Genomic DNA, 24,467 nt, shown 5'->3' with positions numbered 1-24,467 from the left:
TCCGACTACATGGATGTATATTATTTAACTCTATGACATTGTTATATAAATAATTAGAAATGAGGGGTTCAGATGATTGATAGAAGTATACTTTTAAAGTTTGAAGAGAGTACAACAGAAGATCAATTACAACAGGTGGTTGAGAGATTCAAGTCACTACGCAAGCATTTGACTGGAGTGGTAGATTTGCAAGCAGGTCTAAATATTTCAGACCGAAACCAAGGCTATCAAGTTGTGTTAACTGTACGATTTGAGGATATGGATGCACTTGATGCTTATGAAGAAAATCCTGAGCATCATAAATGCTCCGCTTTTATCCGGGAATCAGGAAGGTTAGATGGAATTGTAGTTGATATTGAAATCTAGTTTTAATTGTAAGGGTTTTCTATGCTAGAGGGGGGCTAAGGATCAAGCAAGTCTAACCAGCCACATGGAATAATGCATAGCTCCCTGTGTAATAAAAGTAATAAATATGAATAAGAGAGCTTGCAGTTACAGGAGGATTTCAGTATGCATACAACAAATGTTATAAATTCACAGGATTTTACTATTATGATTGACGATAAGAAGTCTTCACTAACAGATGTATTTCTTGGGTTTAATGAAACAGATCGAATCGGAATTGTAGTTCGGTGTGATGGAGGTGGAATTGGTGCTAGCACCATTCTATTGGCTGCTGTGACAAAATTCTACGATTTCTACCGCTCAAAACTAGAAAACAATTCTGAAAGACTGCGGATTTATCCTGATTATTTCATCTTCCATGTAGGAAATCACCATATGAACCATGCGCCATTGGATATATGGCCTGGGCATAAAGAGGTTGTTGTAGAGGACAACCCTGAACAAATTTTAGAAGCAATAAATGATAGAGGGATTACTAGACTTATCGTTGAAGATATTAATCCCACACCAGCAACTTTCCTACGTGAAACCGTTAGCAGTGCACAAAATAGAATTGTGAGTGTTCTGGCATATTCCACGACTGGACGTGTTAATCAAGCTGATGTGACAATCAAAGCTAGCTCAAAAATCGAAAAGTTTGTTGTTGATTCATTAAAAAGGTCAGAAAATGTATCTAATCAGGAAAGAGAAGAACTGATAAATAAACGTAAATTTTTACATTCGAAAGACTATATCGTAGAAACTTTTCGACGAATCGAACAATCAGATGCTTTGTTAAAGCTTGCTTCATCACCACCGGATTTAAAAGTAACTAGTAATTATGTTGTTCAATTACCTTAACTACAGGTTGGAATGTTTAATTATGTCGAATCTCTATAGAAATAGAACACTTTTCGAGTTGTTTCGTTATACTATTTCTGAAATAGCAGAGCTTATCGGACTCACTGCACCATACTTTTTACGGTTATTTAAGGGGCGTTCAGGAATATCTCTTGGTGTAGACTCTTAATGATTAATGTTCCCTGTATAACTATAGAGGGGACATAATCTTTTTAAAAAACTTCATTAGGGAATAAATAATCTAGTTGCTTGTTTATTGTCGTTTTAATCGGCTTTTTTGAAGACCTCGCAATCAATCATGACATCAATCGTATCGCTTTTATGATCATTACGGATTTTAAATGCTCATTAATGAACAGAGGAATTTCATATAAAAAAATTTTAAAAATATATTGACAAGTCAAAAAAATAAGGTTATTATTCTCAGTGTAACAAAGTTAAATAATTAATTTTAAACAAACGCTTTGAAAGCGTTTTCTATATACCTTCTTGGTAATCGATTTCCTAAACCGGTTACAAGAAGTGTTGGAGAAATTAAAGTAATTTTTGTTCGTTTATCGAAGTGCAATAACTATTTTAATTACATTAACAAGTATTGTAATTGCATGAATCTATTATATTTTATACCCACCACAGATAACACTTCAGTAAAATTCAGTTCAGAATTATACGTTACCCCTATGAATTTACAATAATGATATTTTAAGCAACCATTGTTGTAAGTACTATTCAAATAAATGTTATTTTATTGATTTCATTTCGAATATTTACTATTGAAAAATTTAATTACCAAAATAAAGAAAACGATTTCGTTAGAGATTGTAGCGTACTTTTCAAAGGATTATAATGATTAACTTAATATAAAAAATATAAATCATTGGAATCAAATACATAAAAACTCACTACTATCGAGAGAAGACTTACTTGATACTTCAGATTAACGTTGGAGTTAATGAAATTAAATATAGATTAACTCAAAAAAGAAAACGCTTACATATAAGGGGGTGTATAGGTGTAGTATGTTTAAAGGGATAGCAAAAATCCAGAGACAGCAACATAGTAAGTTAAAAAGCTAAAAGGAAAAAGGGGAGGTTTTTTACTTATGAATAAGGTAATCGTTTCATTCTTTTCATTAATTTTGTTCTTGGTCTTAGTTGGTTGTAATGCGGGTGAATCTGGTACAGAAGATGCAGCTAGTGGTAGTGATGATAGTAATACAGATACTACTGATAGTACTGAGAATGAAACAGAAGGTGAGTCAGATAAAGAAGAAGTAGAGATTCGTTTTACGTGGTGGGGAGATACTGCGAGACATGAAATCTACAATGAAATTGCAGATCAGTTTGAAGAAAAACACCCCCACATCACAGTTAAAAGAGAATTTGGCGGATGGAATGATTATTGGGATAAGTTGACAACTCAAGTTGCTGGAGGAAATGCTCCGGATATTGTTGGTATGCACCAAGAGTATGTATCCGATTACGCACGAAGAGGTGCACTAATTGATTTGGCTCCATATATTGACTCCGGAGTTATTAATGTTGATGATTTTCCGCAATCCGTAGTTGATAGTGGGAAATTGGGAGGAGATACTGTCATGGTTGCCCAGGGTGTAACGATGTCAGGTCAAATGTTTAACACCGCAGTTTTTGATAAGTTGGGTGTTGAATACCCAGATATGAATTGGACATGGGATGATTTTAAAAATAAAGCGATTGAATTGACAGAAGCAAGTGATGAAGAAGGATTCTGGGGTTCGGCTGATTTAAGTAACCAATTAACGCCTAACTTTAAGTACTTTGTACGTCAAAAAGGTAAATTATTATTTACTGAAGATGGACAATTAGGATTTGATCGGGAAGATATGATCGAATGGTATGAGATGTGGGATGAGCTTCGTCAGAAAGGAGCAATACCTGATGCAGCTACCACTTCGGAATATTTTGAAGTTCCTCTTGAACAAAGTTTAATTGTAGAGCAGAAAATTGGTATTGGTGGTATTCCAGCCAACCAAATTCACCTATATCAGCAACAGTTTGACGAAGGTGAAGTAAGAATGGTTCGCCAGCCGACGATGTCTGGTGGAGAAAATGGGGAGTTTATTGAAGGTGCTTATTTAAGTATCACGGAAGGTTCTGAACACCCGGAAGAGGCTGCAATGTTTATCAATCACTTTGTTAACGCTGAAGAAGCGGGGAAAGTATTTAAATTGGAACAAGGTTCTCCAGGTTCAACGAAGATTGTAGAATTGGTTAAGCCTTTACTAGGTCCTGCTCAACAAAGAACACTTGACTATTTAAGTGAAACGCTTCCAATTGCAGAATCAGCACCATACCCACCAAAAGGTATGTCAGAGATAGAGCAAGCGTTCATGGATACTTCATACTCTATTGCATTTGGAGAAATGTCGATTGAAGACGCAGTTGACGAATTTATCCGAAATGCAGAAAGTATTTTAGAATAAAAATCAAAAATAATTGGTCAGCTGAGATAGTGTGGTTGATTATTTAACATTAAATTGGAGGATTTGAGCATGAAACATTGGACAAAAGAGGAAAGAAAAGAACTATTAGATCTCTATAAGGATCTTAGAGTAGCAGATGTTCGAGATGGTATGGATTGGAATATGATGCATCATTACGGAACGGTTTCAGCAGACATTCGTCCGCTATTTAGAACGAAGGCTGTTGGTATTGCGAAAACTTCCCGTTATGTTCCTTATGAGGAATCGGTTCCCAACATGCCTCCTGAAGAATATACAGAATGGGTGGCTTGGTATTATAAAAATATTAGCTATAACCCGGGAAACAAGAACATTGAAGATGGTGATTTTGTTGTCATCGATCAAAGCGGTGTAGACGTAGGGATCCAAGGTTCAAATAACTCACTAGCTATGTACAGCAAGGGTGCACGTGGATTTGTTACAAATGGTGGCGTGCGTGATACAGATGAATTAATTTTAAACCAAGTACCTTTTTGGTCCAAGTCGATATCTCAAAAAATGAATCAAGGGCGAATCAGATTTGAAGCCAATGATGTTCCGGTTAATATCGGTGGAGTTGTCGTGTACCCAGGTGATATTGTTGTAGCGGATGGCGATGGTGTGATTGTTGTTCCTAGCAAACTAGCATTTGATGTAGCAAAATATGCACATCAAGAAATGGAAGCTGATAAAGAAGGAAGAAGAGCAATCTATAAGGATCTACGTTGGGAGCTAGATGATAGCGTACGTTGATTAATATAATAAGGTAAAGTTATTAGTAAAATAACATAAGCCGAAAAAACGGGCTACCTTTCCTTACGTGTAACGAAGGGAAGGTAGCCCATTTTATATGTCATTTCATAACTAGGTATATAGTTCAAACGACACGATAAAGAGAGAGAATGAAGCGTCGTTTATATAAATTGGGAGTTTAATAATGATTTCTCTACACACATTTCAATAGTTATCTAAATACCCCCTATTTTTAGAGTGGAAATGGATTTCTAAACTAATGGTATAGTTATTTATCTAAAGTCATTTACACCTCTAGTAGCCGTTGTTCTGTCAATAATGTATCGTTTAATAGAAAGTAGCAGTAAGAAATTAAAATAGGATTTGTATACTTTTGTCGATATTTAGATTAATTTCTTGTAATTTTTTTAATGATGGACTAACATTATAATTGTGATAACGTTTTCAATAAGTTGTTTTTAGTAATTTTTTTCAAATTACTAGCATAAAAATTTTCATTGCATTGAGTTAAAAGAGTAGCATTCAGGTATATATATAGACGTATTAAATAAATTGAAAGAGAAAGATAATTTTTACAGGGGGATCTATATGATGCAATTTAATGGTTTGATGAAGGGGATCTATTGGATTACCGATTGGATTACGAAACTAACAATTACTAACTTATTATGGATTGTGTTTAATATTCCGATTGTTTTTATGGTTTTAAATCTATTAGTGGCAGAAACGGTGGGTCAACTAATTGCAGTTGGTATCACGATTGTTGCTCTTTCACCTTTTGTATTTTTTCCAGCGACAACTGCTATGTTTGCTGTTGTGCGACGATGGGTGATGGGAGATAAAGAGATTTCAATTGTAAAGTCTTATTGGAAATATTATAAAGAAAATTATAAGAGAAGCATCCTGATGGGCTTGATTTTAGGAATCTTATGGTTCATCTATGCAATAGATTATTATTATTTTACTGTCCATGTGAACCAATCATTAACGATTGTATTAGTTATATTTGCATTGTTATTAAGTGTATTCACAGTACACACGATTTCTAATAGTGTTCACTATGATACGAAACTTTCCGCATCTTTTAAAAATGCCGTGTTAATTACTATCGGTAGCCCTCTATTAAGTATTCTTATTAGTCTTTTTAATGGGGCATTAGTTTACGTTAGCTTTACACATGCAACCTTTTTAATACCCTTCTTTATGGGTTCTGTCATTGCGTTCATTTCATTTTCAGCATATTACACTATGTATTTAAAAGTGGAAGCTTTAAAACAACAACAGCAAGCCTAATTGGAAACTTTATTAAATAGAATACGTTACGTGGTGATAAATCTATCTATTCCATCCATTATAGGCCCTAATTCTTCGTGCGCTACACTTTAGGGCCACATCTTCAATATAGATCTCATGTTGTAAGTTAGAAATGTATAATCCAAATAAATAAAAATGTCAGAATGTTATTGACATTAAAAAAAGGGTTTGGTAATCTTAATTTAGAAATCGGTTTCCTAAAAAATTTCGATTATTCTTTTTATGTTTCACGATCGGTCTAAAAGCTGTTGTGAAAAGAGATGGAGACATTTCAACTTTATTTTAACAGGTGATAGACTAAGAGTTATTTGGTTTCAGTATTACGCTTATTTCCGAAATAAAAGGAAAAATGAAAACGATTACTGAAATTAGAAAATTAAGAAATGTTAGCATACGGTGAAAGGGGAGGGAATTTAAAATGAGTAATATCGGATTTCGAGTACTTGAAAGAAAAAGAAAAGTAAGTGAATCGATTGTAAATGAGTTCAGAGATGCAGTAACACCACACGTTAGTGATAATATCAACAGGCTCTTTGCGGCGGGGCCTGAATTAAAGCCTTTTCATAAGACTGGGAAGTTAACAGGTGTTGCCCTTACTGTGAAAACGAGACCTGGTGATAATTTAATGGTACATAAAGCCATTGATATTGCAGAACCAGGTGATGTCCTTGTGGTGGATGCTGGTGGAGATTTGACGAACGCAATCATTGGAGAAATTATGCTTGAACTATCAAAGAAGCAAGGTATCGCTGGGTATGTAATTAATGGCTCGATTCGTGACTCTTTAGCGTTTATGGAAGGCGACTTTCCAGTATATGCAAAAGGGGTAACACACAGAGGCCCCTATAAAGATGGTCCGGGAGAAATAAATGTTCCTGTTTCCATTGGAGGAATGGTAGTAAACCCTGGAGATTTAATTCTAGGAGATGAAGATGGAGTAGTAGTGGTAAATTATGAAGATGCTGAGGAAATTTTATCTAAAGTGAAAGCGCAAGCAAAGAAAGAGGAAGAGATTTTTAAATCAATTAAAGAAGGAACGGTTGATAGAAGTTGGGTCGATCAAACCCTCAAAGATAAAGGGTGTGAATTCTAAATGGGCCTACCTACGAAGTTCGATTGGCAGAAGCTTCAACAGTTTTGCACAGACGTTTTTGTTGAAGCTGGAGTAGAAAAGGAAAAAGCCAAAGTAGTTGCTGAATCATTAATTCAAGCTGATTTAAGAGGTGTAGCATCCCACGGTGTTGTACGAACTGCTATTTACCTAAAAAGAATAGAAGAATCAATGATTAATCCTGATGCAGACATTTCAATTGAAAAAGAGAATGATGTGACTGCATTAGTGAATGGAAACAATAACTTTGGCTCTGTTGTAGGAAGTGAAGCACTTAAGATAGCTTTATCAAAGGCGAAGGATCAAGGGATATCGTTAGTCGGTGTCAAAGGTTCCAATCATTTTGGTACTGGGGCATATTATGCTTTGAAAGCGATTGAACAAAATATGATTCTATTAGTCGTTTCCAATGCATCGCAAACCATGCCGCCAACAGGTGGAGTTAGACCATTCCTTGGAACAAATCCAATAGCTGTGGGAGTTCCTGCTGGTAATTCTGATCCATTTGTGCTTGATATGGCTACCAGTCTGGTTGCAAGAGGGAAAATTATTGTCGCTGCTCAAAAAGGTGAGAGCATTCCTATTGGATGGGCCGTGGATAAAAATGGGAATCCGACAACAGACGCAGAGGAAGCGCTGGAAGGGTCAGTTCTACCACTGGCTGGACCTAAAGGTTATGCGATTTCGATGTTTATCGATATATTATCTGGTGTACTTACCGGTGCTGGGTTTGGTAAATATGTTAACAACATGTATGAAAACTGGGAAGATCCACAAAATGTCGGACATTCCTTTATAGCGATTGATATCAATCGGTTTATGCAACTGAAGACATTTAAACAACGGATGGATATGTATATTGAAGATATAAAGTCAGAGCCGAAGGCAGATGGTGTTGAAGAAATTTTAATACCTGGCGAAATCGAAAGTCGTCGAGAGTTGGAATTAAAAGAGAATGGTATTGAATTACCACAAAAGGTTGCAGAAGAGCTTAATGAAATTGGAAAACGATATGGTTTAAGTTTAGAAGATGCAAGTTTTCAAAAGCAAAATGTCAAATAGGAGGGTATTCATTTATGTTAGTCAGTGAAAATTTTCGTTATGAAATACCAACTACGATAGAGTTCGGAAATGGATATGTTCATACATTGCCAAAACATGTAGAGCAATTGAATAGTTCTAAGGCGATTATTATAGGTGATCCAGGTGTATTAGAGGCTGGTATTGTTGGAAAAGTTGAAGCACCATTAGAAAAAAGTGATATAGAATTTTTAACCTTTACGGATGTAGGGACAGAAGCAACGATTGAATCAGTAGATAGTGCTTACCAGTTGGCGAAAGAAAATAATTGTGACATCGTTATTGGAGTTGGTGGTGGAAGTTCTCTAGATACGGCGAAATCAGTTGGACTTTTATTAGGAAATGGTGGAGACATAAGAGACTATGTCGGCCTTGATAAAGTACCTGGACCAGGTGCACCGGTTATAGCTATTCCAACGACAGCTGGAACAGGAAGTGAGATTACTAGATTCTCTGTTCTTTCGGATAAAGAAGCAAAAGCTAAATTAAGTGTGGGAAGTATGTATAATTGTCCAACAATCGCACTATGTGATCCAGAATTAACAACATCTTTACCACCGCATATTACTGCTGCAACAGGCATGGATGCGTTAACACACGCGCTAGAATCCTATGTTAATAAAGTGACACAACCAATATCTGAAGGCTTATCTATTCAATCGATGAAACTCGTTTCAAAGAGTTTGAAACTTGCAGTCGTGCAAGGAGAGAATCTTGATGCACGTCATGATATGCTCTTAGCTAGTACGTTAGCTGCTATGGCCTTTAATTCTACTCGTCTAGGGTTGGCTCACGCTTTAGCAATTCCGTTAGGAGCACATTTCAAAATTCCACATGGTGTAGTTAATGCGATATTGTTACCAGAAGTCATGCAATTTAATATTAGAGGTAATATGGATAAATTTGTGGAGATAGCTAGAATTTTCGGTGAGAACATTGATGGATTAACGAAGCGAGAAGCAGCTGAACGAAGTGTTATCGCTGTTCGTCAGTTGAAGGAAGATGTAGGTATTACACAAACACTTTCTGATTTTGGTGTAAAAGAAGAGCATCTTGGTTTCATTGCAGAGGAAGCAATGCAATCTGGTAATGTTCCTGTAAATCCAGTAAAGCCAACAGTTGAAGACTTTAAGAATATTTGTCGTTCAGTTATGGCTGGAGAATAAACCAAAAATTTTAAGAAGGAGTGAACGGTAATGGCAGTTGCAACGAATACGGATATGCTAGAGTGGTTGGAAACAAATGCTGGGAAATCGTATGGAAATTTCATAAACGGTGAATGGGTAGAAAGTGATAGTGGTCAAACTTATCCCATTTATAATGCTGCTAAAAACAATCAATTATTAGCATCATTTCAGCAATCTACTAAAGAAGATGTAAATCTAGCAGTTCAAGCAGCAAACGAAGCATTTAAGACGTGGGCTAAGGTTCCTGGTCCAGACCGAGGTGCTATTCTATATCGCTTTGCTGACTTGTTAGAAAAAAACGCAGATGAACTTGCCTTTATGTTATCGGCAGAGCAAGGGAAAGTACTCGCTGAATCAAAGGGTGAAGTGCTACGTGCAGCTAAGGAAACAAGATTCTGTGCTGGTGAATCCTTCCGTATCGAAGGTCAGACACTTCCAGCAGAAAGACAAAGTGTTTGGAATTCAACCGTAAGAAAGCCAATTGGAGTAGTAGCTGAAATCGCACCGTGGAACTTCCCTGTTGTTACACCGGTTAGAAAAATAGCACCAGCGCTTGCTTATGGATGTACGGTTGTATATAAGCCTGCTTCTGCAACACCATGGACGTCCGTTAAAATTATGGAGCTTTTAAAAGAAGCGGGTGTTCCAAAAGGGGTAGTTAACTTAGTTGTAGGTAGTGGATCTGAAGTTGGAGATCCTTTAATCAATCACAAAGATGTCAAAGGAATTAGTTTCACTGGTTCTACAAATCTAGGAATAACTATTAATGAATTGGCGGCTAAACGACTGGCGAAAACGCAACTTGAATTAGGAGGTAAAAATCCGGCAGTAGTATTGGACTATGATGATGTGGAGTCTGTCGCTAAACAAATTGTAGGTGCTGCATTTGCTTGTAGTGGTCAACGTTGTACTGCCATCAGCCGTGTGGTCGTTTTAGAAGATAAAAAACAAGAACTTGTTGATGCTTTGCTAAAAGAGGTAAAAAATATTCAAGTAGGACCAGCATGGGAAGACGGAGCAACAATGGGACCGTTAGTAAATCAAAAACAATTAGAATCCGTACAAGAATATATTCAAATCGCTCAAGACGAAGGCGCTCGCCTATTGCATGGAGGAGAGCTACTAACAGAAGGGAAATATGCTGAAGGTTCGTACATGGTGCCAGCGCTATTTGATCAAGTGCAGTCACATATGAGAATTGCCAAAGAAGAAGTGTTTGGACCTGTATTAACGGTGAATGCGGTTCAAACAGTGGAAGAAGCTTATGAAGTAGCTAATGATGTTGAATATGGTTTAGCAGCATCTATTTTCACGAAAGATCTATCATCGGCATACGTTTTTGCAGACATGATTGAATCTGGTATGGTTCACGTAAATCACGGGACATCTAGTGCAGCGCATTTACCATTCGGGGGAACAAAACAATCCGGTTTTGGTTCGTTCTCGATAGGAAAATCTAATATTGAATTTTTTACAGAACTAAAATCGGTATATTTTCAGTATTAATAAATGAGTAATCTACGATGGAAAGGAGGATAATCGATGAAGCCTAAGGTTTTTATAACTAGAAAGATTAATCAAGAAATTGTTGCAAAAATGGAAGAATTTTGTGAAGTATCTATGTGGGAAGAAGAGGAAGTACCTGTTCCAAGAGATATCTTAATGGAAAAGATTAAGGATGTGGATGGGCTATTCTGCCTTTTAACTGAAACAATTGACGAAGAATTGCTAGAGACTGCACCCCATTTAAAAGTGGTTAGTAACATGGCTGTTGGCTACAACAACATTGATATTGATGCAGCTAAAAAATTAGGTATAACAGTCACAAATACGCCAGGAGTGTTAACAGAGACAACAGCTGACTTAACATTTGCTTTATTAATGGCAACATCACGCCGTATAGTTGAAGCTTCCTCTTATTTAAAAGAAGGAAAATGGAAAACGTGGTCTCCGATGCAGTTAACAGGTCAAGACATACATGGAGCTACGTTAGGTATTATTGGCATGGGGAGAATAGGATCAGCTGTGGCCAAACGCGCATTAGGGTTTGATATGAATGTGATTTATCATAACAGGAAAAGGGTTTCTAAACTTGAAGAAGAACTGGATGTTAAATATGTGGAAATGGACCATTTATTAAAAAATTCTGATTTTGTATGTGTTATGGTTCCTTACACTAAGGAAACCGATAAACTAATTTCAAAAAGAGAATTCGATTTAATGAAGGACACTGCTATTTTAATTAATACAGCACGAGGTGGCATCGTTGACGAACAAGCTTTATATGCTGCTTTAATAAGCAATAAAATATGGGGTGCTGGGCTTGATGTGTTTGAAAACGAACCAGTTTCCGTTGATCATCCATTGTTAAGCCTGGATAACGTAGTAGCGATCCCTCATATCGGCAGCGCAAGCATTAAAACGAGGTTAAAAATGGCTGAAGTTGCTGCTGATAACTTGATCAAATCATTGAAAAACGAAGAACCAGAATGCGTTGTTGTCTAAACAAAATTAAATTCAATTTTCTGTTGACAGAACATTCTAAATATAGTAAATTTTAATTAATGGTAAATCGGTTTCCAAAACACTTTTCCCAAAAGTGGATTTACCAAAACTTCAACTAGAATAAGATAGTAAACAACAAGATAGTTGGAATACATTAAATTTTGATTTTTCGGAAAAATGAAGGCGTTATCTTTTTCGCTTAAATTTATCTTATAGCGCCGAAGTTTAATGTAGGTCCTAGAGGAGTTAATGGAGCAAGTTAACGTTCTAGTTCTTATAACTTAAGGGGGTGTTGCCTAACATTATAATTAAATGGAAGGGATTTCAACTTCTTAAGTTTAATAAAATTTAAATTTTAAAAAAAGGGGAAATGATTTATGTCAGAGTTTAACAGAGAAGAAATTTTGGAGCTATACAAAGATTTACGTGTAACAGATGTTCGCGACGGGTTAGACTGGGTTGGTTATCATGGGTATGGAACAGTCGATCACAGTATCAAGCCATTATTCCGCACGGCGGTAGTAGGTATTGCTAGAACTGCTCGTTACTTACCATATGAAGGGCCGGTACCAATGGTAACTGGAGATGAGTACACAGAGTGGGTTAAATATTATTACAGTGAAATTTGTAACGATGAGTGGAAAAATGATATCCAAGAAGGTGACTTTATCGTTATGGATGTAGCTGGTCAAGACGTTGGTATTTTAGGATCAAATAACACACTTGATTTTAAATCGAAAGGTGCTAGAGGATACTTAACAAACGGTGGCGGAGTTAGAGATACAGATGAGTGTATCATGCAAGGAATTCCAGTTTGGTCGAAATTTATTTCGCAAGGAATGGATCAAACACGTATCCGTTACTATGAAAAAGATATCCCTGTTGCAATCGGTGGTGTAGCTATTTACCCTAACGATGTTGTTGTTGCAGATGGTGACGGTGTAGTTGTAGTACCTAGTAAAGTAGCTAAAGAAGTTGCGAAATACGCACACCAGGAACTGTCTGGTGATAAAAAAGGTAGAGCAAAGCTTTATGAAAAGCTAGGTTGGGAACTAGACGAAACTGTAAAATAAATCTAGTAATCCAAAAGTAGGTTATTAGATGGAAGTCTAGTAACCTACAAACCCTTCTTTTTTAATACATTATTAAATAGTTAACTTGTGATGAGAATGGGTTTTCAGACTCGTATTTAATTGTAATAGGAGGAATGCTAGAAATGGCAAAACGTGTTGGCTTTATCGGACTTGGAGCAATGGGGCTACCAATGGCACAAAATGTTTTGAAAAATGGTTTTGAATTACATGTGTCAGCTCATAGAAATCAAGAACCGGTAAAAATTTTAAAAGGTGAGGGTGCTATTGAGCATTCATCTGTGGCTGAGGTTGTTTCCAATAGTGATGTGGTAGTAAGCATTTTACCTGAAGATAAGCAATTGGAATCAGTATTACTATCAGAAGATGTGCTAAATGCATTTTCATCTGACGCAATCTTAATTGAAATGACTTCAGGATCACCGGAAGCAATCAAGAAGCTTAACGAGGTGTATCAAGAGAAGGGAATCCGTGTGCTGGATGCACCAGTTAGTGGTGGAACAGCAGGTGCTGAAAACGGTGCACTAACAGTTATGACTGGAGGAGACCAAGAAGTACTAGATGCTGCTAGAGATGTGATCGATGCGATGGCGAAGCATGTTTACTTGGTCGGTCCGATCGGTGCAGGCAATGCAATTAAAGCGATTAACCAAATGTTAGCTGGTATTCATATGGTGGCATCAGCTGAAGCAGTCAGTTTAGCTGAAAAGCTAGATGTAGATACGAATTCGTTGAGGGAAGTAATAGGCAATAGTTCAGGTATGTCTTGGATGTTCATGAATAAACTTGATACGTTGGTAGACAAAAACTTTGAACCAGGATTCAAATTAAATTTAATGAGAAAAGATGTTCAGATTGCTGTGGAAGAAGGAACAAGTAATGTTCTTCCAATAGGTTCATTAGCATTGCAACTTTATAAGTTAGCACAACGCGAATATGGTGAACAAGATTTTGCAGCAATAAGTAAATATATTTTAGATTAATGCTACCAAAAATTCCAGTATAAGTTAAAAGGGGATTTTAGGTTAGTCCTTTTAAAAACAAAAGGACTAACTTAAAACTTAATATGAAAGCACTTACAAATAGCTTATTAAAAATATAACTATTATCTATAAAAGGAGAGTAACAACAATGAATAAAAAGCACTTTTGGATGGGATTACTTTTAGCGCTTGTTATGTTAGTCGTTACAGCTTGTGGTGATGATGAAGAACAAGCGAATGGCAATGAAAACAGTGGAGAAAATGCAGGTGAATCATCAGGTGAATCCGAAGAGGAACAAGTAGAAATTCGTTTCACGTGGTGGGGTGACACAGCACGTCATGAAATTTATAACGAAATTGCAGATAGATTCGAAGAACAAAATCCAAACATAACAGTTAAAAGAGAATTTGGTGGTTGGACAGATTATTGGGATAAGCTAACAACACAAACCGCTGGTGGTAACGCTCCAGATATTGTAGGTATGCACCAGTTTTATGTATCTGATTATGCAAGAAGAGGTGCTTTACTTAGCCTTAATGATTTAGTGGATTCTGGAAACCTTGATCTTAGCAAGTTCCCACAATCGGTAGTAGATAGTGGAAAAATTGGTGAAGACATTATTATGGTAGCACAAGGTATTACAATGTCAGGTTATGCGTATAACACTGCTTTATTTGATGAACTTGGAATTGAGTACCCAGATCATAACTGGACTTATCAAGATTTAGAAGATATTTCTCGACAAGTAAATGAAGCTACAAATGGTGAAGTTTATGGTACTTCTGATATGAGTGGCGGACAACTACAACCGAACTTCCGTTACTTTGTAAGACAAAAAGGGAAAGATTTATTTACTGAAGATGGACAAATTGGTTTTGAAAAAGAAGACTTAGTTGAATGGTGGGCTATGTGGAAAGAATGGCGTGAAGATGGCTTGATTCCAGACGGAGCAACACAAACGGAATTTGAAGGCGCTCCTTTAGAGCAAAATTTATTTACAACTGGCCAATCGGCACTATACCAGATTCCTGCAAATCAAATTCATTTATATCAAGAACAGTTTGATGAAGGTGAGATCCAAATGGTTCGAATACCAAGTCTTCAAGGTGGAGAAAGTGGAGAATTCATTGAAGGTGCTTATTTAAGTATTACCAAAGATTCAGAACACCCAGAAGAAGCGGCAAAATTCATCGACTTCTTTGTGAATACAAAGGATTCGTTAGAGGTGTTTAAAGTAGAACAAGGTGCACCAGGTAACTCTGAAATGTCTGAGTTTGTTAAGCCATTACTAGAGCCAGCGCAAACCAGAGCGGTTGAATTTATTGAAAATACTGTAGATAATGCACGTCCAGCACCATACTCTCCTAAAGGAGTATCGGAGTTAGAGCAAGTGTTTTCTGATAATGCTACTGCTGTTCAGTTTAACGAAATGACTGTAGAAGAAGCAGCAGAGGACTTCTTTGATCAAGCTGAAAGTATTTTGAAATAATTAAAAATTGAATGGAGAGTACATCTTGTTACTCTCCATTCAAAGTTAGAGATAGGAGGATAATCATTGCAAACAATTAAAAGTATTTGGCAGAAAAACTGGCTCGGCTATCTCTTTTTATCACCCTGGTTAATAGGATTACTCTGTTTGACTGCAATTCCTATGGCTGCCTCACTATATTTATCCTTTACAAATTATGACATGTTCACCGCGCCACAGTGGGTTGGCTTTGAAAACTATGGAGACATGTTTGATGATAGAAAATGGTTGGCAAGTGTAAAAGTTACTGCAATATTTGTATTTCTCGGGGTTCCGCTTCAACTTTCATTTGCGTTAGCAATTGCCCTATTATTAAACAAAGGAATTAGTGGTTTAAAGGTTTATCGTGCAGCCTATTATGTTCCTTCATTATTTGGAGGTAGTGTTGCCATAGCAATCTTATGGCGACAACTCTTTGGTGGAGATGGTTTGGTAAACCATGCATTGTCACTAGTAGGTATAGAAGGAATGAACTGGATTGCTACTCCTGACACTGCCCTTTATACCTTAGTTGTTTTAACCGTTTGGCAGTTTGGTGCGCCGATGGTAATTTTCTTAGCTGGTTTACAACAAATACCAGTTGATCTTTATGAGGCTGCAAGAATTGATGGTGCAAACAAAATGAAACAGTTTATTAGCATTACCATTCCTATGCTATCACCAATTATATTTTTCAACTTAATCATGCAAATTATTGCTTCTTTCCAAGCCTTTACACAAGCATACATTGTTAGTGGAGGTACTGGGGGACCATTAAATTCAACGTTATTTTATACACTTTATCTTTATCAAAAAGGTTTTACACATTTCCAAATGGGATATGCCTCAGCGATGGCTTGGATATTGCTATTCGCTATAGCTATTATAACAGCTCTTGTTTTTGCTTCAGCAAAGAAATGGGTATATTACCAAGAATAGAAGAGAGGTGATACTGTGGAGACACAAAAAGTTAGTATGAGTGCTAAAATTAATAGAAAAACTAAAACGAAAACAAGTAAAGTACGAGTAAGTACGCCGATAAAACATCTAATTATTATTGCTTTAGGAATTCTTATGCTTTATCCGCTAATATGGATGGTAAGTAGTTCTTTTAAACCAGATGAAGAAATTTTTACAAACCCATCATTTTGGCCGGAAACGTTTACATGGGATAATTATATACAAGGTTGGGCCGGTCTATCAGGTGTCAGTTTTGGAAAGTTCTTTTTAAATTCTATCTTTCTAGTGACAATGGCAATGATAGGTAACGTGTTATCTGGATCCATGGCAGCATACGCGTTTGCCAAACTAGATTTTGCCTTTAAAAAAATATTGTTTGCGCTTATGTTAATGACTTTAATGTTACCGTTTCACGTTACAGTCATTCCTCAATATATTCTTTTTAATGAAATAGACATGGTTAATACGTATTGGCCATTAATTATCCCGAAATTCTTAGCAGTCGAAGGTTTCTTTATTTTCTTAATGGTTCAGTTTATTCGAGGGATTCCAGGAGAGTTAATGCAAGCTGCAGAGATTGATGGGTGTGGACCGATACGAATGTATTGGAAACTAATCCTACCGCTTGCATTGCCAGCTGTTATAACAACGATGATTTTTACATTTATTTGGACTTGGAATGATTTCTTCGGACAGCTTCTATATTTAAGTGATATTAATAAGTACACAGTAGCGCTTGGGTTAAGAATGTTCTTAGATGCAATGGGTCAAAACTCATGGGGAGCGATGTTTGCCATGTCTACCCTTTCATTAGTTCCGTTATTTACAGTATTTATATTCTTCCAAAAATATTTAATAGAAGGAATCGCTACCGGAGGTTTAAAAGGTTAAGGTTACTCAATTCCTTGATATTTCTCTTCTATGTTATGTACTCTCCTTTTTGTTAAAAAGGGAGAGTTTCATTTATAAAAGAGAAAGACACAATATATTTGATACGAAACTGTTTACTGATTTATTCCGGTATAACCAATATCTAGAATCATTATTACTAAACTTTTTTTATTCGTAAAAATCAATTTATTCAGTTATAATAAATTCTGTGTAACGTTTTCCAAACTTATAAATTATAGAAAAATGGTGGTTTGTTTGAAAGTAACTATTGGAGATGTAGCAAATAAAGCTGGAGTATCTAAAACAACGGTTTCCAGGATATTAAATGGAAACTTTAATCATAATACGGAAGAAACTAAAAAGAGAGTACTTGAAGCCATAGAAGAACTTAAATATCGTCCCAATTCACTAGCAAAGGGTCTCAAGTCGATGAGAACAAATGTGATTGGAATTGTTTTATCTAGCTTTAAAAACACATTCTGGGCTACCGTGTTAGAAGGTGTAGAGGATACTTGCCGTGAACTTGGCTATAATATAATGATCTGTAGTTCAGGAGACGATCCAGAATTAGAGGAAGAATATATACGAGAGTTTCAAATGAGGCAAGTTGATGGGATTGTAATTAATCCGACAGCTCTAAATACCAAATTATATAATGAGTTGGTAGAAATAAAATTTCCAATGGTAGTTATTAACCGTAAAGTTAATGACTTACATGCACATAATGTAGTGGTCGATAATATAAGAGGAGCTTTTATGGCAGTTGATCATCTCTTGAAAAATGGGAGAAAACATGTTGCTGCTTTTGCCTATAAGAATAAATATGTAAGTACGTGGCAGGAGAGGTTAGAAGGATATCGTGCGGCACTACTAGCGAATGGATATTCATCGAGTAATTTTAAAATTGTAGAAATTGATAAAGAGGAAATCTCAGTGAAGGAATCAATTATTCGTTTTGTAGAAGAAAACCCAGATATTGACGGTATTTTTTCGACAAACAATGTAATTACCTTGGAGATATTTGAGGTCTTAAAAGAAATGAATTTAAAAATTCCGGAAGAAATTGCAATCGTAAGCTATGATGAGACGGATTGGGCTAAACATTTGGACCCTTCACTTACGACTGTGCGTCAACCAGCCTATGATTTAGGAAAAGTTTCCGCTAAATTATTAATTGATACGATTCAAAGTAAAAAATTTGATCCAAACAAAGTAATATTACAACCAGATCTCATCGTGCGTAAATCATCCAGTAAACCTTAAGGTTATTTGCTATAAATAGGTTATCAGAATAACAGATAAATATTGAAACTAAAAGGTAATTCCATTTATATGATGTCTCATTAAAGTTAGTTGTAGACAAACATCAATGGTTGGAGGTATTTTATGAAAATAGCAATTGGCAGTGATCATTGTGGTTATGAATTAAAAGTTTTGATGAAGCCAATAATGGAAAAAATGGGTTATGAATTGGATGATTTCGGTTGTAATTCTACAGAACCTGTAGATTTTCCGGATATTGCACGCCAAGTATGTGATGAAGTCCGATCAGGGAAATATGATCGCGGAATTATGTTTTGTGGAACTGGTGTTGGTGCAGCAATTGCGGCCAATAAAATACCAGGGATACGAGCAGCTGTGTGCCATGACGTTCATTCTGCACACCAGTCAGTGGAACATGATAACGTAAATATGATGTGTATTGGAGCGCAGATTGTTGGTTCTTGGCTCGTTGAAGATTTAATACACACATTTCTCAATGCAACCTTTAATACAGAGGAACATTTCCGCAGACGTGTCAAAAAGCTCGAGGAAATGGAACGAGAAACGATGAAAGAACTGAAAAAACAAGATAATTAATTTCTTAACGTTCCTTAATTAACATTAGTTATTTCTAAGTACAAGTAATTGCAAGGGCTGATTCTTAAAATCGGTCCTTTATTGATTGGTAATTGGTAGTTATTTAGCGATTATGAGTTGAAATTTTTTTATTACATAAGTTAATAGTTTGATGGTTGTATCGTTGTCAAATAGATGGAGTTAAAAAATTATCAAAATTTATTGTCATAAACAACATTCGTTATAATTCAAGTATGTACATTATGTGTGACGGGTTATGAAAGCGTTTTCCTTATTGTATTGACAATTTTAACGATAGTTTTAGGATATCTATGTTATTAGATTTTTACACATAGAAAAAAGGAGGATTTAAATTGAAGGTTGTCATATCTCCGGATTCGTTTAAAGGTTCAATTTCAGCAATAGAATTTTGTTCAGCAGTTTCCAATGGTATACTCCGCGTTTTTCCCAATGCATCGATTGAAAAAATACCTTTAGCTGATGGTGGCGAAGGTACTATGGAAAACATGGTACTTTCCACCGGTGGAACTATGCGAAGCGTGATGGTAAAAGGCCCTCTTGGCAATGAAGTGAATGCATCATACGGTATCCTTGGCGATCAAAAAACAATTGTTATCGAGATGGCCGAAGCTTCAGGTCTAACGCTTGTTGAGCCAGAAAAAAGAGATCCTTTCATCGCATCAAGCTTTGGTACAGGTGAGTTAATAAAGCACGCCTTAAATGATGGCTATCGACAATTTGTTATTGGCTTAGGTGGTAGTGCGACGAATGATAGTGGTGCAGGAATGTTAAAGGCACTAGGCATGGAACTATTTGGAAAAGATGGAGTTCCTCTTCCGGAGGGAGGGGGACACCTTATTGATTTAGTAAATTATGACAAAACAAATCTTGATCCAAGGCTAACAGAAGCATCCTTTCAAATTGCGAGTGATGTCACTAATGTATTATGTGGCCCCAAGGGTGCATCTGCAATTTTTGGACCGCAAAAAGGAGCTTCTCCTGATATGGTTTCTCATCTTGATAAGGCAATAAACCATTTTTCTGATATTGTATACAAACAAGAAGGTGTCGACATGCGCCCAATCATCGGTGGCGGTGCAGCAGGTGGTATGGGAGCGGCACTTGTTACCTTTCTAGATGCTGAAGTTAGGTCTGGTATAGATGTAGTAATGGAAGGAATAAAATTTGAGGAAAAAATAAAAGGTGCGGATCTTGTAATTACAGGTGAGGGGAAACTTGATGAGCAAACCTTATCTGGAAAAGTAATTGCAGGTGTAAATAAAGTTACAAAAAAATATCAAATACCAATTATTGCCCTTTGTGGAGGAATTGAGCTTGATTTTACAAAGCTAGATGACCTAGGACTTTTATCTGCATTTTCCATTGTTCCTAAACCTTGCTCTCTTGAGGAGGCGATGGATGAAGCACCCAAATGGGTAGAAGAACGTACAGAATCATTTATGAGGGTCATTAGAAATTATAAGAATAGTTAAGGTAAAGTCACAATGACACCTCAGAATTTGTTGAGTGACATGGAACAACTCTGTGGAGTGAAACCTCTGCAGGGTTTTTCTTTTTTTAATAGCCGCATCAAACCAAACTTTAAAAATATATTACTATTTGTTAAAAGTTTCAGCAATTTTTATGAGAATTTTGTCTTATTTTAAAGGAAATCTATGGTAATTGTCGAAGTACTTAGTTGGATAAATAAAGGGGGAATATTAGATGGAAGAGAAGAAAAAATTTTATCAAAAGTTATGGTTCGCATGGGTTATGTTGATTCTGTTTGCTCCGGTCGGAATATTTTTTATGTGGAAATATAAACATCACGGTACAATTTTAAGGTCCATAGCAACAATTGTTTTCGGTATCGGTTTTCTAATTACAGCATTTGGTGAAAATACGGAAACTACAGATGCGGAAAATGATAATGCTTCTAGTGAAGAAACAGAGGAGTCCAATGGTGAACAACAAGTGAATGCAACGGTAGATGAAGCAGAAGAGCAAGAGGAGCAAGACAATCTAGAAGAAATTACCTTTGAGATTGACGAAAGTATAACATTTGAAGATGACAAAGTGATTGTTAGTGGTACTACAAATCTTGCAGATGGTGCAATTGTTACTTTGGAAGTATCCCATATAGAAGACTTTGAGTATATGGATGATGCCGCCTTTGAAGTGAAAGACGGTCAATTTAATGGTGAAATTGATGTATCAGAATATCCGGAAGGTGAAATACATGCTTTTCTAGGTACTGCAGTATTTGACCTGCCAGATGGTGCTTATGGTGATGAATATGGAAAAGATTATGTTTTTGTTGGTGATAAAGTAAATAGTAATATCGAAACAGATTTTCTTATTTACACAGCAACAGCTGACTTTGAAAAAACTTTATCTTTGGAAGAGAAAAAGGCTAATGCTAAAACGATGGAGTACGGTCAATTAGAAAAAAATCCAGATAGACATAAGGGTGAATATGTAACATTTACAGGTGAAATCTTAGAGATTGGTGAAGACAGTGGATACACTATTATGAGGATTGCAGTTGATGATTGGTATGAAGATATATTATGGGTAGAACAAGAAGGTTATAATGACTTTATTAGTGGTGATATTGTTACCATTTATGGTGAAGTCTTTGGTTCGGTATCTTACACTTCTCAAGCTGGTTGGGATATAACCATACCAGGAATAATGGCTGATATTGTTGAATAATTTTAGTGATAAATAAAGTGGGGATCCCCAGTGAATGCCCCAGAATTTGTAGATGGTAGTTTAAGAGGGACTTAAAAAAACTTAAAGTCTGTGGAAGAAATTTCTTCAACAGGCTTTTTTCAATTATTAATCATGGAAGAAGTTTCTGGCCGATAGTGTTGTAAAAGTAATAAGGTACAGGTATGGTCACAGTGAAACCAGGAATTTGTCTTTAATTGTGAGGACGAAAATCCAGAGTACGACTTTCTGCAATAACACCACTTTAACTTAACCTTACACCTCCCCCGCCTAACGTAAGAAAATATCACACAAAATTATAAAAATCACCCTTTTATCTTGTATGTTGATACATTTTCTATAAAAAATGAGAAAAACCACGTCATATTTTATTACAGAATCTCACTATGTAGGAAATATCTCTATTAAGATTGAGATAAATAATGGCAAAATAAAGAAAATGAAGAACAACAAAAAGGGGTGGTTTTATTTGATGGAAAAGATGGAGTCAGCTTACTTTTTGCAAAAGGGGTGGTTTCATTGTGTCCGAAGTCATAAGTAAAACCGTTAAATTAGTCCAGGCACTTCGACCAGATGAATTTAATCATGAGTGGAGTGCAACTGAGGTTAGTAAAAAAGTAGATATGCCAGTACAGACGGTTCATCGACTTTTGTCATGCTTAGAGGAGTATGGCATTGTGTTTAAAAACAAAGAGAATCGGAAATTTAGATTAGGCTTAAGCTTAATGCAATTAGGTCTGTCTATTTTAGAAGATTTATCCATCCTAAATATTTCGAGACCATTCATGGAGAGTCTGGCAGACAAAACGAAAGAAAGCATTTATTTAACTGTCAGAGAAGGAAATGATGGAATATTCGTTGAGTGTATTAATTCTCCACAAATGCTTCGAATCGCCGAACCATTAGGTATGAGGCTGCCTCTATGTCATGGCGCTTCAAAAAAGGTCATTCTTGCATACCTGAAACCTACAGCTCAAAAAAGAGTAATCGAAGGCTTGATTGATTCAAAACATATAAAGTCACAGAGAGAGTTAGATGATTTATTAGATGAATTAAACCTAATCATACAACACGGATACGCCATTAGTACCAGTGAAACAACCGAGGGAACTACCGGTGTAGCGGCACCTATTTTTGCATGGAACGGACAAGTGGAAGGGGCTATTAGTGTTGCGGGGCCAGAAATAAGGTTTAACTCTAATTATTTAAATCGAATTATTGATCTTGTGACAAACACCTCTAAAACAATTTCAAAAGAAATGGGGTGGATGGAGTGATATAAAGTTATGGAAGAGAATTTCACAGGCTTTTTCCTGTTTTCTCAATAGATAGGATATCAGCCTTTGAATCTGGGAAAATAGGAGTCATGATAAAGAAAACTTAATAAATGATATGTTATGAAGTATTAACATTCAACAGTAATCTTGAATGTGAAAGGAGGATTTTATTGAGTAAACCGATGACCAAGCCCAAGATTAATGTAGAACGATTAGCGTCCTCTATTAAGGATCTATCTAAGTTTGGACGAAATGAAAGCGACGGATTAGATCGGACAACGTTTACTACATCTGAATTAGAAGCACGTGAATGGCTGAAAGCTGAACTGGAAAAAATCGATCTAGATGTTAGGGTGGATGAAGCTGCAAATATTTGGGCTAAACGACAAGGGATGGAGCCTACTTTACCCGTAATTGCATTCGGTTCTCATATTGATACCGTACCAAATGGTGGAAAATATGATGGAGCGCTTGGTGTTTTGATGGCATTAGAGGTGATGAAGGTACTGGAAGAAAATGATATGACCACAAGGCATCCATTTGAATTAGTCTCTTTTAGCGCGGAAGAACCAAATCCATTTGGTCTATCTACTTTTGGCAGCCGAGCGATAACTGGAAAATTAAAGAAAGAGGATATTGTTGGCGTTAAAGACGCAAATGGTACATTGCTAACAGATGCTTTAAGAAAGTCTGGTGGCAATCCGGATCAATTCGAAGCTGCTGTTCGAGAATCTAGTGAACTAAGTGCGTATGTGGAAGTTCATATTGAACAGGGGAAAAGGTTGCTAAATCGTTCTATTCCTGTAGGTGTTGTATCTGCAATTACAGGTATTTATCGGGAAGAGATTACGGTATTTGGAGAAGCTAACCATGCAGGAACTACTTTGATGGAAGATAGAAAAGATGCTTTGTCAGCAGCGTCTGAGCTGATTTTGGCACTAGAAGAAGTGTGCAGGAGCTACCCTGAAAATGAAGTGGTAGGAACGGTTGGGAAGCTAAATATAAATCCGAACTCAGCTAATATTATACCTGCACAGGTTGATTTCACCTTGGAAATACGAGGCAAGTCAAAAGAACAAATTGAGAAAGTCTTGTCAATGTGGACGGATAAAGCTGAAAAAGTGAAACAAGCGCGTCCGATAGACATTCATAGAAAAATATTATTAGATCAACCTCCTGCTCCTATGGATGAACAGGTTATCCAGGCAATTGAACAACAGGCAAAACTACTGAACTATGAATCCTTGGAATTGGGAAGTATGGCTGGTCATGATGCAACGCATATGGCATCTATCACAAAAAGTGGTATGCTGTTTGTTCCAAGTATCGATGGAAAAAGCCATTGTCCGGAGGAAGAAAGTCAAATAGAGGATATAGAGATTGTCGCTAATGTATTATTACATTCCCTTCTTGCATTGGATAAAGGATTAGATGTGTCAATAAATGACTGAATATTTATTATTTTCAGTAAATTTAAAAAGGAGAATG

At 36.3% G+C, this 24,467-nt stretch carries 21 protein-coding genes; all 21 read left to right on the top strand.

Annotation, left to right across the window (positions count from 1 at the left end; translation table 11 throughout):
- Positions 1–72: 72 nt before the first annotated feature.
- Positions 73–366 (top strand): Dabb family protein, encoded by a 294-nt coding sequence (locus tag JOC48_RS03405; RefSeq protein ID WP_204497637.1) that lies wholly within the window; start codon positions 73–75, stop codon positions 364–366.
- A gap of 144 nt (positions 367–510) precedes the next feature.
- Entirely contained in the window at positions 511–1,245 is a 735-nt protein-coding gene (locus JOC48_RS03400) for a hypothetical protein (protein ID WP_204497636.1), read from the top strand.
- A gap of 1,102 nt (positions 1,246–2,347) precedes the next feature.
- Positions 2,348–3,709: an ABC transporter substrate-binding protein gene (locus tag JOC48_RS03395; protein ID WP_204497635.1), complete on the top strand. Its 1,362-nt coding sequence runs from the start codon at positions 2,348–2,350 to the stop codon at positions 3,707–3,709.
- A gap of 69 nt (positions 3,710–3,778) precedes the next feature.
- A complete protein-coding gene (locus tag JOC48_RS03390; protein WP_204497634.1) occupies positions 3,779–4,480 on the top strand; it encodes an RraA family protein in 702 nt (233 codons plus the stop codon).
- 588 nt (positions 4,481–5,068) lie between these two features.
- Positions 5,069–5,773 carry a YesL family protein gene (locus JOC48_RS03385; RefSeq protein WP_204497633.1) on the top strand — a complete coding sequence of 235 codons (705 nt, stop codon included), beginning with the start codon at positions 5,069–5,071 and terminating at the stop codon, positions 5,771–5,773.
- A 439-nt stretch (positions 5,774–6,212) separates the two neighbouring features.
- Positions 6,213–6,887, top strand: coding sequence for an RraA family protein (locus JOC48_RS03380; protein WP_204497632.1), 675 nt, complete (start codon positions 6,213–6,215; stop codon positions 6,885–6,887).
- Entirely contained in the window at positions 6,888–7,967 is a 1,080-nt protein-coding gene (locus JOC48_RS03375; protein WP_204497631.1) for an Ldh family oxidoreductase, read from the top strand.
- A 14-nt stretch (positions 7,968–7,981) separates the two neighbouring features.
- A complete protein-coding gene (locus JOC48_RS03370) occupies positions 7,982–9,151 on the top strand; it encodes an iron-containing alcohol dehydrogenase (protein WP_204497630.1) in 1,170 nt (389 codons plus the stop codon).
- A gap of 30 nt (positions 9,152–9,181) precedes the next feature.
- Positions 9,182–10,678, top strand: coding sequence for an aldehyde dehydrogenase family protein (locus tag JOC48_RS03365; RefSeq protein ID WP_204497629.1), 1,497 nt, complete (start codon positions 9,182–9,184; stop codon positions 10,676–10,678).
- A 36-nt stretch (positions 10,679–10,714) separates the two neighbouring features.
- Positions 10,715–11,677 carry a 2-hydroxyacid dehydrogenase gene (locus JOC48_RS03360; protein ID WP_204497628.1) on the top strand — a complete coding sequence of 321 codons (963 nt, stop codon included), beginning with the start codon at positions 10,715–10,717 and terminating at the stop codon, positions 11,675–11,677.
- 377 nt (positions 11,678–12,054) lie between these two features.
- Positions 12,055–12,750 (top strand): RraA family protein, encoded by a 696-nt coding sequence (locus JOC48_RS03355; RefSeq protein WP_204497627.1) that lies wholly within the window; start codon positions 12,055–12,057, stop codon positions 12,748–12,750.
- A gap of 143 nt (positions 12,751–12,893) precedes the next feature.
- The gene (locus JOC48_RS03350; protein WP_204497626.1) at positions 12,894–13,751 is read left to right on the top strand and encodes an NAD(P)-dependent oxidoreductase; all 858 of its coding nucleotides are present in this window, start codon (positions 12,894–12,896) and stop codon (positions 13,749–13,751) included.
- A 148-nt stretch (positions 13,752–13,899) separates the two neighbouring features.
- Positions 13,900–15,240 (top strand): ABC transporter substrate-binding protein, encoded by a 1,341-nt coding sequence (locus JOC48_RS03345; protein ID WP_204497625.1) that lies wholly within the window; start codon positions 13,900–13,902, stop codon positions 15,238–15,240.
- A gap of 66 nt (positions 15,241–15,306) precedes the next feature.
- Complete coding sequence (locus tag JOC48_RS03340; protein ID WP_239584157.1) at positions 15,307–16,197, top strand: carbohydrate ABC transporter permease; 891 nt, start codon at positions 15,307–15,309, stop codon at positions 16,195–16,197.
- 15 nt (positions 16,198–16,212) lie between these two features.
- Positions 16,213–17,109 (top strand): carbohydrate ABC transporter permease, encoded by an 897-nt coding sequence (locus JOC48_RS03335; protein WP_338024222.1) that lies wholly within the window; start codon positions 16,213–16,215, stop codon positions 17,107–17,109.
- A 255-nt stretch (positions 17,110–17,364) separates the two neighbouring features.
- The gene (locus tag JOC48_RS03330; RefSeq protein ID WP_204497624.1) at positions 17,365–18,372 is read left to right on the top strand and encodes a LacI family DNA-binding transcriptional regulator; all 1,008 of its coding nucleotides are present in this window, start codon (positions 17,365–17,367) and stop codon (positions 18,370–18,372) included.
- Between the two features lie 123 nt (positions 18,373–18,495).
- On the top strand, positions 18,496–18,969 hold the full coding sequence (locus JOC48_RS03325) for an RpiB/LacA/LacB family sugar-phosphate isomerase (protein WP_204497623.1): 474 nt from the start codon (positions 18,496–18,498) through the stop codon (positions 18,967–18,969).
- A 353-nt stretch (positions 18,970–19,322) separates the two neighbouring features.
- On the top strand, positions 19,323–20,462 hold the full coding sequence (locus JOC48_RS03320) for a glycerate kinase (protein WP_204497622.1): 1,140 nt from the start codon (positions 19,323–19,325) through the stop codon (positions 20,460–20,462).
- Between the two features lie 232 nt (positions 20,463–20,694).
- Complete coding sequence (locus JOC48_RS03315) at positions 20,695–21,684, top strand: MerC domain-containing protein (RefSeq protein WP_204497621.1); 990 nt, start codon at positions 20,695–20,697, stop codon at positions 21,682–21,684.
- Between the two features lie 539 nt (positions 21,685–22,223).
- The gene (locus JOC48_RS21645; protein ID WP_204497620.1) at positions 22,224–22,979 is read left to right on the top strand and encodes an IclR family transcriptional regulator domain-containing protein; all 756 of its coding nucleotides are present in this window, start codon (positions 22,224–22,226) and stop codon (positions 22,977–22,979) included.
- Between the two features lie 170 nt (positions 22,980–23,149).
- Positions 23,150–24,430: a Zn-dependent hydrolase gene (locus tag JOC48_RS03305; RefSeq protein WP_239584156.1), complete on the top strand. Its 1,281-nt coding sequence runs from the start codon at positions 23,150–23,152 to the stop codon at positions 24,428–24,430.
- Positions 24,431–24,467: the final 37 nt, after the last annotated feature.

This window comes from Aquibacillus albus, assembly GCF_016908325.1.
Taxonomy (GTDB): Bacteria; Bacillota; Bacilli; order Bacillales; family Amphibacillaceae; genus Aquibacillus_A; species Aquibacillus_A albus.
This window is presented reverse-complemented; position numbering and strand designations above follow the sequence as displayed.

Excerpts from the sequence above, each read along its gene's own strand:
- JOC48_RS03405 (WP_204497637.1), top strand. The coding sequence starts at position 73 with ATGATTGATAGAAGTATACTTTTAAAGTTTGAAGAGAGTACAACAGAA.
- JOC48_RS03365 (WP_204497629.1), top strand. The coding sequence starts at position 9,182 with ATGGCAGTTGCAACGAATACGGATATGCTAGAGTGGTTGGAAACAAAT.
- JOC48_RS03390 (WP_204497634.1), top strand. The coding sequence starts at position 3,779 with ATGAAACATTGGACAAAAGAGGAAAGAAAAGAACTATTAGATCTCTAT.
- JOC48_RS03385 (WP_204497633.1), top strand. The coding sequence starts at position 5,069 with ATGATGCAATTTAATGGTTTGATGAAGGGGATCTATTGGATTACCGAT.
- JOC48_RS03315 (WP_204497621.1), top strand. The coding sequence starts at position 20,695 with ATGGAAGAGAAGAAAAAATTTTATCAAAAGTTATGGTTCGCATGGGTT.
- JOC48_RS03355 (WP_204497627.1), top strand. The coding sequence starts at position 12,055 with ATGTCAGAGTTTAACAGAGAAGAAATTTTGGAGCTATACAAAGATTTA.
- JOC48_RS03350 (WP_204497626.1), top strand. The coding sequence starts at position 12,894 with ATGGCAAAACGTGTTGGCTTTATCGGACTTGGAGCAATGGGGCTACCA.
- JOC48_RS03325 (WP_204497623.1), top strand. The coding sequence starts at position 18,496 with ATGAAAATAGCAATTGGCAGTGATCATTGTGGTTATGAATTAAAAGTT.
- JOC48_RS03345 (WP_204497625.1), top strand. The coding sequence starts at position 13,900 with ATGAATAAAAAGCACTTTTGGATGGGATTACTTTTAGCGCTTGTTATG.
- JOC48_RS03380 (WP_204497632.1), top strand. The coding sequence starts at position 6,213 with ATGAGTAATATCGGATTTCGAGTACTTGAAAGAAAAAGAAAAGTAAGT.
- JOC48_RS03375 (WP_204497631.1), top strand. The coding sequence starts at position 6,888 with ATGGGCCTACCTACGAAGTTCGATTGGCAGAAGCTTCAACAGTTTTGC.
- JOC48_RS03400 (WP_204497636.1), top strand. The coding sequence starts at position 511 with ATGCATACAACAAATGTTATAAATTCACAGGATTTTACTATTATGATT.
- JOC48_RS03395 (WP_204497635.1), top strand. The coding sequence starts at position 2,348 with ATGAATAAGGTAATCGTTTCATTCTTTTCATTAATTTTGTTCTTGGTC.
- JOC48_RS03370 (WP_204497630.1), top strand. The coding sequence starts at position 7,982 with ATGTTAGTCAGTGAAAATTTTCGTTATGAAATACCAACTACGATAGAG.
- JOC48_RS03360 (WP_204497628.1), top strand. The coding sequence starts at position 10,715 with ATGAAGCCTAAGGTTTTTATAACTAGAAAGATTAATCAAGAAATTGTT.